Origin of the sequence: Sporosarcina thermotolerans, assembly GCF_030067815.1 — a bacterium.
Taxonomy (GTDB): Bacteria; Bacillota; Bacilli; order Bacillales_A; family Planococcaceae; genus Sporosarcina; species Sporosarcina thermotolerans.
Window position 1 is genome coordinate 1,080,796 of record NZ_CP125968.1, and the last position, 13,255, is coordinate 1,094,050.

At 39.9% G+C, this 13,255-nt stretch carries 22 protein-coding genes; 14 read left to right on the plus strand and 8 right to left on the minus strand.

Going from position 1 to position 13,255, the window contains the following annotated elements; all coding sequences use genetic code 11:
* Positions 1-12 precede the first annotated feature (12 nt).
* Positions 13-501: a preQ(1) synthase gene (gene queF, locus QNH10_RS06105; protein ID WP_283733903.1), complete on the plus strand. Its 489-nt coding sequence runs from the start codon at positions 13-15 to the stop codon at positions 499-501.
* 86 nt (positions 502-587) lie between these two features.
* Here the strand turns inward: queF and QNH10_RS06110 are convergent, their stop codons facing one another.
* From QNH10_RS06110 to QNH10_RS06115, 3 genes are all read right to left on the minus strand, one after another.
* Positions 588-1,061, minus strand: a complete 474-nt coding sequence (locus QNH10_RS06110) for a YybI family spore inner coat protein (RefSeq protein ID WP_347178006.1) — start codon at positions 1,059-1,061, stop codon at positions 588-590.
* Positions 1,062-1,105: 44 nt separating this feature from the next.
* Positions 1,106-1,312, minus strand: a complete 207-nt coding sequence (locus tag QNH10_RS20515) for a hypothetical protein (RefSeq protein ID WP_347178007.1) — start codon at positions 1,310-1,312, stop codon at positions 1,106-1,108.
* Between the two features lie 130 nt (positions 1,313-1,442).
* Positions 1,443-2,117 (minus strand): GDSL-type esterase/lipase family protein, encoded by a 675-nt coding sequence (locus tag QNH10_RS06115; protein ID WP_283733904.1) that lies wholly within the window; start codon positions 2,115-2,117, stop codon positions 1,443-1,445.
* Between the two features lie 219 nt (positions 2,118-2,336).
* Here QNH10_RS06115 and QNH10_RS06120 point away from each other — a divergent pair, with 219 nt between their 5' ends.
* Positions 2,337-2,780, plus strand: coding sequence for an SgcJ/EcaC family oxidoreductase (locus QNH10_RS06120; RefSeq protein WP_283733905.1), 444 nt, complete (start codon positions 2,337-2,339; stop codon positions 2,778-2,780).
* Between the two features lie 71 nt (positions 2,781-2,851).
* Here the strand turns inward: QNH10_RS06120 and QNH10_RS06125 are convergent, their stop codons facing one another.
* Together QNH10_RS06125 and QNH10_RS06130 are read right to left on the minus strand one after the other, a co-directional pair.
* Positions 2,852-3,031, minus strand: a complete 180-nt coding sequence (locus tag QNH10_RS06125) for a hypothetical protein (protein ID WP_283733906.1) — start codon at positions 3,029-3,031, stop codon at positions 2,852-2,854.
* 5 nt (positions 3,032-3,036) lie between these two features.
* Positions 3,037-3,780, minus strand: coding sequence for a hypothetical protein (locus QNH10_RS06130; protein ID WP_283733907.1), 744 nt, complete (start codon positions 3,778-3,780; stop codon positions 3,037-3,039).
* A 349-nt stretch (positions 3,781-4,129) separates the two neighbouring features.
* Between QNH10_RS06130 and QNH10_RS06135 the strand changes: the two genes are divergently transcribed.
* Both QNH10_RS06135 and QNH10_RS06140 read left to right on the plus strand, forming a co-directional pair.
* Positions 4,130-4,330, plus strand: a complete 201-nt coding sequence (locus tag QNH10_RS06135; protein ID WP_283733908.1) for a cold-shock protein — start codon at positions 4,130-4,132, stop codon at positions 4,328-4,330.
* A 274-nt stretch (positions 4,331-4,604) separates the two neighbouring features.
* The gene (locus QNH10_RS06140; protein ID WP_283733909.1) at positions 4,605-5,063 is read left to right on the plus strand and encodes a hypothetical protein; all 459 of its coding nucleotides are present in this window, start codon (positions 4,605-4,607) and stop codon (positions 5,061-5,063) included.
* 85 nt (positions 5,064-5,148) lie between these two features.
* On the opposite strand, the gene QNH10_RS06145 is transcribed toward QNH10_RS06140, so the two are convergent.
* Together QNH10_RS06145 and QNH10_RS06150 are read right to left on the minus strand one after the other, a co-directional pair.
* Positions 5,149-5,331 (minus strand): hypothetical protein, encoded by a 183-nt coding sequence (locus QNH10_RS06145; protein WP_283733910.1) that lies wholly within the window; start codon positions 5,329-5,331, stop codon positions 5,149-5,151.
* Between the two features lie 100 nt (positions 5,332-5,431).
* Positions 5,432-6,223 carry a YheC/YheD family protein gene (locus QNH10_RS06150; protein ID WP_283733911.1) on the minus strand — a complete coding sequence of 264 codons (792 nt, stop codon included), beginning with the start codon at positions 6,221-6,223 and terminating at the stop codon, positions 5,432-5,434.
* Between the two features lie 384 nt (positions 6,224-6,607).
* On the opposite strand from QNH10_RS06150, the gene QNH10_RS06155 reads away from it, so the two are divergent.
* Positions 6,608-7,216: a DUF2935 domain-containing protein gene (locus tag QNH10_RS06155; RefSeq protein ID WP_283733912.1), complete on the plus strand. Its 609-nt coding sequence runs from the start codon at positions 6,608-6,610 to the stop codon at positions 7,214-7,216.
* Between the two features lie 112 nt (positions 7,217-7,328).
* On the opposite strand, the gene QNH10_RS06160 is transcribed toward QNH10_RS06155, so the two are convergent.
* The gene (locus QNH10_RS06160; RefSeq protein ID WP_283733913.1) at positions 7,329-7,718 is read right to left on the minus strand and encodes a hypothetical protein; all 390 of its coding nucleotides are present in this window, start codon (positions 7,716-7,718) and stop codon (positions 7,329-7,331) included.
* A gap of 313 nt (positions 7,719-8,031) precedes the next feature.
* Between QNH10_RS06160 and QNH10_RS06165 the strand changes: the two genes are divergently transcribed.
* The 9 genes from QNH10_RS06165 (at position 8,032) to QNH10_RS06205 (ending at position 13,254) form a co-directional block, all read left to right on the plus strand.
* Complete coding sequence (locus QNH10_RS06165; protein ID WP_283733914.1) at positions 8,032-8,862, plus strand: ABC transporter ATP-binding protein; 831 nt, start codon at positions 8,032-8,034, stop codon at positions 8,860-8,862.
* Positions 8,859-9,086 carry a hypothetical protein gene (locus QNH10_RS06170; RefSeq protein ID WP_283733915.1) on the plus strand — a complete coding sequence of 76 codons (228 nt, stop codon included), beginning with the start codon at positions 8,859-8,861 and terminating at the stop codon, positions 9,084-9,086. The genes QNH10_RS06165 and QNH10_RS06170 overlap by 4 nt, the downstream gene beginning before the upstream one ends.
* A complete protein-coding gene (locus tag QNH10_RS06175) occupies positions 9,077-9,958 on the plus strand; it encodes an ABC-2 transporter permease (protein WP_283733916.1) in 882 nt (293 codons plus the stop codon). Before QNH10_RS06170 ends, QNH10_RS06175 begins: the two co-directional genes overlap by 10 nt.
* 1 nt (position 9,959) lies before the next feature.
* Positions 9,960-10,208: a hypothetical protein gene (locus tag QNH10_RS06180; RefSeq protein WP_283733917.1), complete on the plus strand. Its 249-nt coding sequence runs from the start codon at positions 9,960-9,962 to the stop codon at positions 10,206-10,208.
* Between the two features lie 63 nt (positions 10,209-10,271).
* Positions 10,272-10,616, plus strand: a complete 345-nt coding sequence (locus QNH10_RS06185; RefSeq protein ID WP_283733918.1) for a hypothetical protein — start codon at positions 10,272-10,274, stop codon at positions 10,614-10,616.
* Between the two features lie 65 nt (positions 10,617-10,681).
* The gene (locus QNH10_RS06190) at positions 10,682-11,260 is read left to right on the plus strand and encodes a hypothetical protein (protein ID WP_283733919.1); all 579 of its coding nucleotides are present in this window, start codon (positions 10,682-10,684) and stop codon (positions 11,258-11,260) included.
* 61 nt (positions 11,261-11,321) lie between these two features.
* A complete protein-coding gene (locus QNH10_RS06195) occupies positions 11,322-11,837 on the plus strand; it encodes a nucleoside deaminase (protein WP_283733920.1) in 516 nt (171 codons plus the stop codon).
* A gap of 14 nt (positions 11,838-11,851) precedes the next feature.
* Positions 11,852-12,526: a DNA alkylation repair protein gene (locus tag QNH10_RS06200; RefSeq protein ID WP_283733921.1), complete on the plus strand. Its 675-nt coding sequence runs from the start codon at positions 11,852-11,854 to the stop codon at positions 12,524-12,526.
* Between the two features lie 65 nt (positions 12,527-12,591).
* Positions 12,592-13,254: a CBS domain-containing protein gene (locus QNH10_RS06205; protein WP_283733922.1), complete on the plus strand. Its 663-nt coding sequence runs from the start codon at positions 12,592-12,594 to the stop codon at positions 13,252-13,254.
* Position 13,255 lies beyond the last annotated feature (1 nt).

Below are 13,255 nucleotides of genomic sequence, written 5' to 3' on the forward strand. Positions count from 1 at the left end.
GGGCAATTCAGAATGAAACAAAGTGACACGAAAGACCTTACACTGTTGGGAAATCAAAACACGGAATACAACTATGACTACAATCCGGGTATACTTGAGACATTTGAAAACCAACATCAGGATAATAATTATTTTGTGAAATTCAATATTCCAGAATTCACGAGTCTCTGCCCGATGACTGGCCAACCGGACTTCGCGGCCATCTATATTTCGTATATTCCGGATGTCCGTATGGTGGAAAGCAAGTCGTTGAAACTATACATGTTCAGTTTCCGGAATCACGGAGCTTACCATGAAGACTGTGTAAACATTATTATGAATGACCTGATTGAACTGATGGATCCACGCTATATTGAAGTGTGGGCCAAATTCACACCACGTGGCGGAATCTCCATCGATCCGTATTGCAATTACGGAAAGTTAGGTACGATGTTTGAAGAAATGGCGATGAACCGACTCATGCAGCATGATATGTATCCGGAGAACGTTGATAATCGATAAGTAGAATGAAAGAGCGTTAGAGCCGTTAACATAACCCCTTCAGCCGTAAAATGGTTGAAGGGGTTTTGCTAATTGTTTGATATACACTACATCTGTGCGCCGAATATGCCTAAATACTGTTCCTGCAATAGAAACCCATTATTTTTCCATCCCAATGTATTCATAATATAACCTAAGCCATCCGCATGATATCTGCCGGAAATCTTTTGATAAGCTAAAAGCTCATAGACCCCGTTCGAATCAAAATCCACCGGATATAAGCCGCTTAATGGGTCCACAAAACCAGTTATCGGGCTTTTTAGCTTGCCGTTCCGATCATAGATTTCATTTAAATAACTTGCATCCCTGGTTGAAATATCAATAATATATCTCTCGTTATTGGGTCTGCTGACAACTTCAACCTTATAATTATCCTGATAAGTGACGTCATATTGGAAGTGATTATTATAAACATCAGAATCAAAAAGGAATTTTGCTTGATTCCCGACAAAGGAAACAATGTAATAATTAATAATCCCACCACTGCCACCTGTAGTAATACCAATCAATATCTCATCCACACCGTTACCTGTGAAATCGCCCAAGAACAAGGTCGGATTATAACCTACATTATTATGAAGCGGAATGCCGTCACAGCCCCAGTTCGGCCGTCCCTAATGTGAAGAGTTATATTTTGAATGAATGGACTATCCGCCGTTTTTGTGCCAGTCAAATAGATTTGATCAACTATCTTATCACCTGTTACATCCCCATTGGCTGATGCTACAATAAAAGGTTGCCCTATAGCAGAACGAAATTGAGAGTTATTCATTACATGCCCCTTTTCATAAAGACTATTGTTATAATCTATCCTATGGGGATTGGGCTGATTGATACTGGTTGGAAAGGGGATTACCAATTAGGTATGGGAATTTCAGGTTCTAATTGAACCCTGAATTGTTTCATAATCCAGCACCTATCAACCTTGCATATTCTTCTGCAACTAACGCAGCACCCCTGCTGTTTAAGTGGATGCCGTCCAACGTGTAATGAAGCCCTCTTTTGTTTGAAAGTCGATCGATTCGTATAGGATCCTTATAAAATAGGGCGTCTATCATGACCCTCATAACTTTTGTGTTCAGGTAGTCCGAACTCGTAACTTTCTTAAGATGTTCCCTAAACACTGATTGCAGATCTAAAAATTCAACTTGTGGATAGTTGCTTGAAATAAGTTGTATGGCCTCGGTCAAGACCTCAAGATCATTAGTCGGTTTGCTGTTCAGATTCTCTCCTGCCAATGCCGGGGAAACAGTTACTACCTGTTTTGAGGAATGGAGAACGACTTCCACTACTTTTTGAAAGACATCTTTAAACTCTTCAAGATCCCTTGAAACCGGTTGGGCTTGAACTTTCAACAGCTTGGAATATACATCATTCACTCCAATCCAAAGAAAAATCAGATCATAATCGGAATCAATCGGAGTTTTGATTAACCGGTCATGCAAGCTCCTTACAGTTTCACCTGGTTTTCCAAGATTATCGAAGGTTAAATGCGGGTATTGCTTCTGAAGAATTTTTGAAAAAGACACCCCCGGACGCCCTTCTGTTAAACTATCGCCAACCAATCCCACTTTCATATTCAGTTCCCCCATTTTTAAAAAATCTTGTGTATCAAGTTCGTTCTATTACTACATTATTCTCTAACAATTAAAGAAATCCTTTATAAATGGGGGAACGAAAGAGTATCATAAAGGAATGGTTGAAGTCGCAGGTATGGCACTGAATGAGGAATGACTTGTCCCCCTTTTGGGTCAAAAGCCTTTGCAACGAAATATGTAACAAAAGGAGAAATAGCCATGGAAGCAATAAAAGATGAAATCCAAAAGCTTTATCAGAACTTAATTGATGCATGGAATAACCGTGATGCCCAAAGTATGGCCAATCAATTTTCAAATCAGGGCGTGCAAATTGGATTTGATGGAAGTATAGTGGTTGGGAAAGATGAGATTTTATCTCATCTCATACCTATATTTGAAAACCATCCAACCGCACCTTTTATAACAAAAGTTAAATCAATACGATCCTTAGGAACTGATACAGTAATCTTACATGCAATTGCAGGTATGATTCCACCAGGAAAAAGCGATATTGAACCCAAAGTAAATGCTCATCAAACTCTTGTTGCAGTGAAAAAGGATGATGCTTGGCAAATTGAACTATTTCAAAATACGCCGGCTCAGTTTCATGGAAGACCGGAATTGGTTGAGAAAATGACCGATGAGTTAAGGAGTTTACTCTAAAGAGCGGACTACTAAGTCAAAAGCCCACTGTTTGTTAGGTAAACAGTGGGCTTTTAGAGAATACGATCTCCTTAATATCCAAAACCAAACACAATTTCCCGAACCTCCACTTTAGACATTCCCTTGGCAGCCAATTCTTCCACAACCTCGCGACGAACACTAACACTTTTATTCTGTTCCTCTTTTTTCTTATAGGCTTCCTCCCAAACAGTCTCGCGTTTTCTGCAAACACAATAAATGAGTTTTCTCATCAGCCTCACCACCTATACGTTGAGCAGCCTTCACAGACAAACTGCTTCAACTCCTCAATTTCCGTAAATTCTTCCAAAGGTTCAGGGTATCGACATGATGGACAAATAGCCATTCGTTCAAGACTTATATGCTCTTCCATTTCTTCACCGGGCCCGCCATACGCTGTGACAGCCTCCTCATAAAGTGCTTCAATAAAGGGATTGGGGTAAAGCAATTCATCCGGGAACGAGATAATGTTGCGATATTCTGTTTCGGAATTCAAATTGTCGTTGTAAGAAATATGCGGCTTCCGCTCCTCAATTGTTAGCCAGTCGTTCAGAGCTTGAATGATTCTGTCGCACTGGTCTGCGGGCAAGTTATGCCATGTTAAATGAAGACCTTGGAACACCTCATATCGTGATAGATCCCCGAAATAAGAGAACACCCTATCATACAATTCATAAATGCGGTCATGAAGATAATGGATTTGCCGGATGTAAAAATGCCCGGGGTTTTCGGCGAAATAAACAAATGCTGAATCCCTCAAAAACGCAATTTCTTCAAGCGCTTCATCACGTTCAGACAATGAAGAAAAATGACCGTACCGATGAACATAATCCCTATACGACTCCAAAATGCCGACATAGGAGATGGCATGCAACTCATCAAGAGCGCCTTCAGGCAAGCAAACTTCAGAACAAAAAAAGCCGTCGTCAGCACGCAACGGCTCTTCCGAAAAGGTTGTGGAACAAGTGGAACAGATTTGCATAATGAAACCTCCCATTCTTTTCATTATGCAATATACATAGGGCAATAATAATTTGTTATGAGAAGGGTGGAAGTAATGAATTTCCCGATGAGTGTGGAATCATTTTTGTAAACTGATCTCTAAAATTTCCGGTAAACAGTTTTCGTATTGAGTATTGTTTTTTTAACAATTATCTTTAACGATCATATTGCTTGCTTTTTAATTAAATACGTGTTATTCTTAAGAAGAATTATTTTTGCTATTTCAGATGAGAATATATTTTATCTGAATATATTTTGTTTTTCGTCTAAGGTTTTGAGCAAGGATAGTATTATTTTGTGTGGATATACACATTAGGAGGCAAACAATTATGGAACAAGGTACAGTTAAGTGGTTTAATGCAGAAAAAGGTTTCGGATTCATCGAGCGCGAAGGTGGAGAAGACGTATTCGTACATTTCTCAGCTATCCAAAGCGATGGCTTCAAATCTTTAGACGAAGGTCAAAGTGTAACGTTCGATGTTGAACAAGGACAACGCGGCCTACAAGCAACAAACGTTCAAAAAGCTTAATAATAGCCCAAAAAGACCCTATTCGTAGGGTCTTTTTTTTTGCCTCTACAGCAAATTATTCATTTGTTAGTCCATCCAATTTCTTCACCCATTCGCGATCATTCCAAATATCTGGAGTGATCTTTTTCAATTCGTCATAATTATTTCATCACTGCCTCTTTATAAAGTTAACGTAGCTAAAGCGAAAAGGTTGTTGTTTGTTTTCGTAATTCTTTGTTATTAATTTGAAACCAATTCGGTGATGTTACGTATTACGATTTGGGGGGTGGATGGATTGTTGAATCAAAATGAAACGCGCCACATTTTCATGGCAATTTCGTTAGGGATTTTAGTGATTTCTCCTGTTTTTCTTTTGCTGGTACCATCATTTATTGCCAATTCGCTTTACCAAGAGCCAAATACATGGGTCGTTGTTGTTCCTGCCAAGGTGTATCTGTTGTACGGACTTGGAGTGCTTTTTCTTTTTATGGCTACTTTATTACTTTGGGTGCTGTCAGTAAGTAAAAAGTCGAAATGGCTTGCTGCTATTTGTATTCTGATTTCAATTTTGTTTATGGCAGACGGAGCCGGGCGTTATGTAGGTGTGGCGACGGATGGCATTTCATTTAAACGGGGATGGCGGAGGCTAATCAGCACTATACGTGGAGTGAAATTGAGTGGGTCGGATATCGTCAGGTCCCGCATGATGGTGGGTTCCCAAAGTTCGATTTCTATTTTAAGGATGAAGAGATGATAACGCTACCCGAAAATCGGCATATGCGCATATTCCACAATACTCTTTTCAAGAAGCTTCAACAGGAAGAAATTGAATTCGTACGTTATGAAGGCTGAACAACTTCCGGTGCCGGGTTCCTATTGAATTTTGAAATTGTTTTAGAACCCGGCACCTTGGCTTCAACTTCCCATAGAAGCGTTGCAACTTCCCGTAGGAGTGCTTCCACTTCCCATAGAAGAGCCTCGACTTCCCATAAACGTGCTTCGACTTCCCATAGAAGTGCCACGACTTCCCGTAGAAGCGTTTCAACTTCCCATAAACGTGCCTCAACTTCCCATAGAAATACATAAACTTCAAATGCTGGTCACATTGATCTCCAATTTCTTTTAGCTCGACGCCATAAATTTATTCTGCATTCTTCGTATTTCAACAATTCGTTTCCAAATTGCCATATTCTCGATTAGTGCGAATTCATCGATGCCTGGTGTAGAGTTCACTTCGAATATAAAAGGTTTCCCCTCTTGATTAATCCCGAAGTCAACACCATATTCTCTACGGGGTAAGACGGAATGGACTGCTTCAGATGCCGCGATTGCAATTTCCTTTAACTTTTTAATTGTTTCCTCCTGTTTGTTTTTTAACACAGTTTGTGATAATACTTCGGAAATAGTCACTACTTTGGCGTCCCTGTAGGGATTCGCTATCCCACTTTCAGTCCCACGGCCTTTTTTAGTATTCGCGCATGTTGCGAACATCCCGCCAACGACCCAGTCGCCCTTAAGTTTTTGAACGTGAACACGAATCGCAAAAGGTTGTCCATTAAGAGTGAAGCTTTTTATATCCTCCTGAATAATATAGAGGCCGCTTTCTCTACCCAATTTTATAAAAGGATGAAGCAGTTGCTTTATTTCGTTCACTCTTGCGAAGGTTTTTTTGACGCGTTTTCCTTGAATCGTATACCCATTCACGAAGTAATGCCCGCCAATGCTTTTACGAATATTTACGATTGCCCTTCCTTGACCGGAAGTATCGTGTTTCACGTATACAGATTGATAACGATTCAATAATTCGTTCAAATTATTTTCGCTGTATAAAGTGGTTTCAGGAATATGTTTTGAGACTAATGATTGTTGTTTTAATAATAAATTTTGCTCCCATTTCCCCAATGATTTCTTCATCTATTTCCTTTCCTTTCCGTTTGTGACTGTTTGTCCTTAATCTTCTTTGCTGTGGCTATTGCAACTTCTTTATAGTGTTAGTTTATTCATGCGGAATAAATGCTTCTGGATTTTTTGGAAAGGAAGTACAAATCATCTTAACTTAGGCATAGTGGACAAACTACGACGAATATAATTCAATTGGTCGGTATTGAGTCAAAATAGAATGCTGAAGGAGAGGGATTATGGCGTATACGGATAATTATGAAAGGGATACCTATGGATCATCGCTTTCTGGTTACGGAATGATTATGATCACGGCCGGTTTTTTGACAGAGAAATAAGCCATTATGAAACGGAATTGGCGCGTGCAAATCTAAATAATATTCAGCGCTTGGGTAAGGTATGGAAAAGGCGGAAAAAAAACAAGGAGATATTGGTACTTTGCTTATCGAGGCCCAACATGCTACAAGCGAATTTCACAGTCTTCTTGCATACACGATGGATAAATCTCTACACTGTGATGTTATTATTGCGACACCAGTGTCGCTTATTGACCACATGGTACGAGAATCTGAGGAGTCCTCGAGGGTTTATAAATTAATTGAAAGCGGTAAGATTTCGCCCTCAGATGCAATTATACACGAATGCGTTTTTTGGTTAAGGCAAATGGCAGATCATCTAGGCTATATTCTTCATTATTCGGACGTATCGAATTACGACGTGAATTTCCAAGTGATGCAGATGATGCAAAAGTTTGAGCGTCTGTATTTGCAGGCAGTCGCACTTCAAACAATGATACGTACCCCAAGGAAAGAAACTTTGCCGATTTTAACACAATTTAAGAATGTGATTATTAAAGAGGCCAAGAGTTTGGAAGCATTTAAATTAGAAATTGACGAACTCATCAAAACATGTGCTATCGCCACGACATCCCCGCCGGATTTGTTGGAACATATAGCGAGGGAAGCCCACCATCTATGGAGAAACTTAGAGGAAGATAGAATAACATGATAACCTACCGTGCATCGTGACTTTCAATCTTTTAAATAAGAACCGATTTGAAATAATCCTCAAATAGGTTCTTATTTTGATAGTTTGTATTTTGGAGTCTACTACCATGTTTTCAACAATTAAAGTGGTGCCCATGCATAGGATACATATAACACGGATTATACCAGCAACAAGGTGTCATTATAGGCTGCTGACCACCTCCCACGCCATGCACGTGACCATGATGATAGTTGGGATTTCCTGTGTCTTGACTGTGGTTGTGATTCCACGGGAAAGTTGGTATGGCATAGACTGGACCAAAACCGTTTTTTAATTGATTTTGATCGAATAGGGCGGGATGGGTATCTTGCTGTTGCGATTGATAACCTCCTACACCTTGACCATGGCTATAATGCGCTGGATAAGTTGGTATAGCATAGACCGGGCCAAAACCGCCTTTTAGTTGATTTTGTCCGAATAGGGCGGGGTGAGTATCTTGCTGTTCCGATTGATAACTACCCATGCTTTGGTCACTGCTCTCTAGTTCGGGAATGCTAAGATCCGGACCCACAGGACTCACTAGATAAGAAGGTGTGAAAATTTGCCCCCTAGCTCTCCTTGATTTGACATAATGCATAATTCTCCTTTCATGGATATTAACTATTGTATTCATGCAACATCAATTTGGGGAATGTTAAGCTTTGTGCATGGAACAAAGTTTTCCACCACCCCCCCATTTTTTAAATAGTATGTTAACATGAAGGGAAATTGGGAAGGGGGAGAAAGATGGCTATTTAGCTGTTCATGATTTATCGAAAGGTTATAAAAATCACCAAGTGCTTGAAAAAATTAGTCTAACGATTGATGCACCTGGAATATGGGCGTTGGTTGGTCCGAATGGGGTAGGGAAAACGACGTTTCTAAATGTTATCACAAATATTCTTCCAGCTACTTCTGGGACTGTTGAATTGGTGGGGAAGACGAATAAGGATTCATCCGTATTCAAGGAGGTTGCATTTCTTCAGGACAATACGGTTTTATTTGATTATTTATCGGGGTATGATCATCTGAAATATATATGCGATGTGCAGAAAATCCATAAAAAGAGAATCAAAGAAGTGACAGAGTATGTCGGAATGGAAAGCTATTTGAAGAAGACGGTTGGCAACTATTCTCTTGGAATGAAACAGCATTTACTATTGGCGATGGCACTCATTAATGAGCCGAAACTGCTACTATTGGATGAACCGTTAAATGGTTTGGATCCGACAAGTGCCATTTTAATGAGAGGAATTTTATTGGAACTTGCTGAGAAAGGAGCTACCATCCTTTTATCATCGCATAATCTATCCGAAATTGACCGCGTGACTAAACAGATCTTATTCCTGAAAGACGGGAAACTGACAGAAGTCGATATGAATAACTACGAAAATACGTACTATGAGTTTGTGCTTTCAAATCATGAACTTGCTCATCGCATGTTGACAGAGCATGGGTATGATGTTGAATTTGCTTCAGAGAGAATTCGAATTCAGTTGGGTAATGAACAATTGGACATGGTCATAGAACTCATTAAGGGTAAAGGGATTCGAATTTTGGATATCCAAAAAGAAATAACGGGATCGGAAAAACTGTATAAAGAGATCTTTTCAGAGGCCAGCTCATGAAAAAGATCTTTTTTGAGTGGAAAAAGATCACCCGTTTAAAAGTGTTTCCAATCTTTATGCAGCTCACATTCGTCTTTGTGTTCGGTCTGTTTTTCTATAACCATATGTCGCAGGATCAAATTAAAGTGAAAAGACTGAGTATTTCACGGAACTTCGTAAAGATGTCAGCCGACAGCTTCTTCAAGCGGAAGAAGAACATAAAAAGAGACCATCCATGGGTCTAAGCGGACTATTGCATTTTGGGGCGGAACTTTCAGAAGGGTTACAAAGATTAATAGGTACAATTAATAGCGGTGACTGGCGGGCGGAGTTACAGACTGAAATCGAAGTCTATGAAACCGCCATTCAGTACACTATATACGATGGTGCGTACTTCGGAGTAAGTTTAATTGATATGGAACGAATCATTAAATTAAATGAGGAATTACTGAAAAGAAATTTACCTAAGGAAGATTTTGATTTATCCACCCAGACATCAATCTTTATGAAAAAAGTTGTTTCATTAGTCATGAATCCTGTTGGTTTTGTCATGTTGCTTTTCGTATTGGGACTTATTGTGACTAAAGAGTTTGATGACAATACAATACGTCAAGTATTAACCTTGCCGATGACGAGACTGGAGTATATGTTCATCAAGTTCATTACAATCGTTTCAGGGGGTGCTCTTTGGCTAGCTCTGATTTTTGGGAGTTCGTATTTATTGGGTGAACTGTTAGGCCGAGCGGAAGGTAATATTTTTCAATATCCTATTTATACAAGTCAAGATACATTTATTAGTTCAGGGAAGTATTTAGTCGAGGCTGCCCTGTATAGCTTCAGCTTTATGACGTTTTCTGTTGGTTTGCTTCTATTGTTGGCGTATACATTCCGCAATACAATCGTCACGTTTTCGGCTTTGTTATTCATCATGGCTGGTGGTTGGCTTCTTACTAGTTATGGGATTCAAAATATGTCTAATCCATTCACGTATCAAATGGTCGACCAAGCCATTTTGCAAACACCACAATATTTCCCTGCCGGAATACCGGTCTTAGGAGTGGCACTGTTGGCATTGTTAGTGGCTACAATTATGGTCAACCGAAAGCGGGGGATGTGAAGTGAAGTACTTTCTTTTTGAATGTAAAAAGATGCTCAAGAAGAAATCGATTTGGGTAGCGGTGATTCTATCTGTCGTGGCGATAGCGGCGTTTTATTTCTTTAATTATTCCGTAGCAGAACGAGTTCATAAGACTCGAATGCTTGATTTGGAAACAAGTCAAATCGATATTCCTGAAAAACTTGCAAAGGATCGGATAGATCTTGAAGAGGCAAAGGAGGCCGGGAAAGCGCAAAGGCTCTTGATTTAGAGCATGGCATTAGTATCTATGAAAAAATGCTTGAAGAAAAAAAGTTTTCAATGGGACAACATTATGGATGGTAATTGGGCGGCAATCTCGGAAAAGCAGTATGAACAGTTGAATTACTTTGCCGTAACCTCTAAGAGCCAGAACTTTCCTGTGCACTCGATTATGGATCAACACGTTTCGATGTTTACGGTAAGGGCATCTGCGGAAGAGAGAAGGCTGGTGGCGGAAATAGGGGTTGAACCTATGGTGCAATGGGACAGTTTTGCCCTTATCATCCAACCATGTACGATAACCATGACGGCAAGGTATTGGAAATGTGGGAAATGGGTACAAAACGGTACGGGAAGCAGGGATTCTATTTTTTATATCAAGTTATCCCCGCCTTCATTATTCCGTTCATTATTCTGATAGGCTGCTTTGTCTTTGGGAATAACGTTTCCTCCGAAGCGACGAAGAAAAGAAGGAGTTTGAACTTGTATGCGGTACTTCCTGTAAAAAAACGACAGCTCTTTTTTGCTAAATATTTCAGTGGTCTGTTGTTCACGGTTATTTTTGTTGTATTTATTCTGTGTGTGCCTCTGATTTCAAGTTTGTTCACGTCTGGTGTTGGCAGCTTGCAATATCCGGTATTAATTTACGATGGGCCAGCTGAAAGCCCATTTGGGTTTGAATCAACAATATTAAATGAATGGACGGATATGTTTCATTTTATTACTCTAAGGGAATATTTCGGTACGGTGCTTCTTTTGACGATTGTTTTGGTTGTATTCATGTTTTCAATCTATTACCTTCTGTCGCTCTTCATTAAAAGCCCGACTGTCAACGCGGCGATTTTACTTATCGTCACATTCTTCGGGATGACAGTTCTGTCAAAAGCGCCTTATAATCCATTCACCTATGTCGATATTCATAGAGTCGTGAATCGGGAGTTTGCCGTAGTTAATTTTAACGAAGCGATTACAGTAGGTAATGGGTTAATGGTTTTAGGGATGATTGGAGTAATAGCAATTGGTCTATGTTATTTGCGATTTAGGAGATTTGTAGTTGAATAATTATGTTGTGGCGTCTACCTTATTGAGGAGACGCCATTCCGTTATGAAAAGAGGGGGATAAATGATTACTGATGTGGATAAAGGGTTCCTAAATATGGCTTTAGATGAAGCTAAGTTAGCTTTACAAGATAATACCTATCCTGTCGGAGCTGTTCTCGTTGACGAGGAATTCAATGTCATTGCAACGGGAAGAAATCGGGTTCATCCTAATAAGGACGTGTCGGCACATGCGGAAATAGAAGCAATTCGTAATGCGGGTGAAGTTGTATTTGACGCGAAAATACATAATAAAAAATTCACCCTTTACAGTTCTTTGGAGCCATGCCCAATGTGTACGGGCGGTATTTTATTTGCAAAGATTCAACGGGTTGTCTGGCTGTTGAATGACGATAAGGGATTTGGGGGATTTTTAAAGATGAAGGATGCTGCAATTTTCGAGGAGAAATTCAATCGGATTGAAGTGATTGCTGAGCCGGACGAGGAATTGAAGATGAAGCAAATTGAACTTATGGATCAATGGGAGAAAAACGCTAATCATGTGGGGAACTTGCGTAAAGTCGTATTAGCTGATATCTAAAGGAAGTGACGTCAATGAAGAAAACATGGAATCACCAAGGAATCATCGAGAAATTCCAAGCGAACCGCAATGAGAAGCAAGCTGGTCCAATGAAGGCATATATGAAAAATCATTTCCCGTTTTTAGGGATCAAAAGCCCTTTGCGCAAGGCATTGATGCGTGAGCAGTTTCTTGAATATGCATTACCAGAGCCCGAGGCACTTTTTTCAGAAGCATGGAAGCTATATGGTTTGCTGGAGCGTGAATATCAATATGCAGCAATCGGGTTGATCGATAAGATGAAGAAGCATTTGACGACGGAGGATTTTCCGGTACTTCGTCAGTTCATCGAAACAAAGTCCTGGTGGGATAGTGTGGATTCGATAGCTCCTACATTCGTCGGACAGCTTGTTAGACTTGATAGGAACTATGGTGAGAATGTAATGTTAGACTGGTCTGATGCAGATAATATGTGGACAAACCGTTCTGCAATCCTTCATCAATTGAAATTCAAAGATCAAACAGATACAGATTTGTTGTTTCGCATTGTACGGCAACATGCCGAATCAAATGAGTTTTTCATTCAAAAGGCGATTGGTTGGGCTTTGCGCGAGTATGCTAAAACGAATCCGGAAGCGGTTAGGGAATTTGTAGGTGAGACTACTTTAAAGCCATTAAGCCGTCGTGAGGCGATGAAGCACATTGGCTAATTCCTTTATTCACTCTAATTCCTTTAAGAAATCTGGGTATACTTCTTTGAAGGAGTTGACCGAAGATGACTGTTAAGAATTCCGATCGTTTTATCGTCGCGTATAATCGGATTGAGAAATTACTTTCGGCGAAAGTGGATGAGGAGGGATATTTTCCATTTTATCGCCTTGTTGATAAAGTGAAGATTAAAAACTCTGTTGTTCGTAAATATGAAGATGATTTGCGGGAATTTGGGGATTTGCGTAATGCGATTGTTCATCATCGAACAGGGGTAGATTTTGTAATTGCTGAACCGCATGATGAAATCGTCCAACGGATCGAAGAAATCGAGGAGAAATTAGGCAATCCACTTAGTGTGGGTGCCCTTTTCGGTTGCAAAGTGCATACATTGCAATCCACAGATTCCCTATTCGCCGCCTTGGATTTAATGCATGAAAATAAGTTCAGCCAAGTACCAATTTATGAGGATGGGAAATTCAAGGGCTTGATTACAGCTGCAGGCATTACATATTGGTTAGCCGGTCAATCGACAAAAGGTTCCATTCCCGGGAAATACCGACACTTTCTTCTGTTTACAATTATGAAAAACGGAAAGAGTCGTTTGAATTTGTCGAAAAAAACCTTTCTGTGTATGAAGCCGATGACTATTTCAAGCGGGCGATTACAAGGGGGACACGTTTGGAAGCATTGCTTATTACAGAAAACGCAGATCCAGAAGGGGAATTGAT

Coding starts and splice junctions, on each gene's coding strand:
- QNH10_RS06185 (WP_283733918.1), top strand. CDS start 10,272: ATGGATGGTAATTGGGCGGCAATCTCGGAAAAGCAGTATGAACAGTTG.
- QNH10_RS06155 (WP_283733912.1), top strand. CDS start 6,608: ATGGAAAAGGCGGAAAAAAAACAAGGAGATATTGGTACTTTGCTTATC.
- QNH10_RS06120 (WP_283733905.1), top strand. CDS start 2,337: ATGGAAGCAATAAAAGATGAAATCCAAAAGCTTTATCAGAACTTAATT.
- QNH10_RS06115 (WP_283733904.1), bottom strand. CDS start 2,117: ATGAAAGTGGGATTGGTTGGCGATAGTTTAACAGAAGGGCGTCCGGGG.
- QNH10_RS06135 (WP_283733908.1), top strand. CDS start 4,130: ATGGAACAAGGTACAGTTAAGTGGTTTAATGCAGAAAAAGGTTTCGGA.
- QNH10_RS06160 (WP_283733913.1), bottom strand. CDS start 7,718: ATGGGTAGTTATCAATCGGAACAGCAAGATACTCACCCCGCCCTATTC.
- QNH10_RS06200 (WP_283733921.1), top strand. CDS start 11,852: ATGAAGAAAACATGGAATCACCAAGGAATCATCGAGAAATTCCAAGCG.
- QNH10_RS06195 (WP_283733920.1), top strand. CDS start 11,322: ATGATTACTGATGTGGATAAAGGGTTCCTAAATATGGCTTTAGATGAA.
- QNH10_RS06150 (WP_283733911.1), bottom strand. CDS start 6,223: ATGAAGAAATCATTGGGGAAATGGGAGCAAAATTTATTATTAAAACAA.
- QNH10_RS06125 (WP_283733906.1), bottom strand. CDS start 3,031: ATGAGAAAACTCATTTATTGTGTTTGCAGAAAACGCGAGACTGTTTGG.
- QNH10_RS06130 (WP_283733907.1), bottom strand. CDS start 3,780: ATGCAAATCTGTTCCACTTGTTCCACAACCTTTTCGGAAGAGCCGTTG.
- QNH10_RS06205 (WP_283733922.1), top strand. CDS start 12,592: ATGACTGTTAAGAATTCCGATCGTTTTATCGTCGCGTATAATCGGATT.
- queF (WP_283733903.1), top strand. CDS start 13: ATGAAACAAAGTGACACGAAAGACCTTACACTGTTGGGAAATCAAAAC.
- QNH10_RS06170 (WP_283733915.1), top strand. CDS start 8,859: ATGAAAAAGATCTTTTTTGAGTGGAAAAAGATCACCCGTTTAAAAGTG.
- QNH10_RS20515 (WP_347178007.1), bottom strand. CDS start 1,312: ATGAATAACTCTCAATTTCGTTCTGCTATAGGGCAACCTTTTATTGTA.
- QNH10_RS06175 (WP_283733916.1), top strand. CDS start 9,077: ATGGGTCTAAGCGGACTATTGCATTTTGGGGCGGAACTTTCAGAAGGG.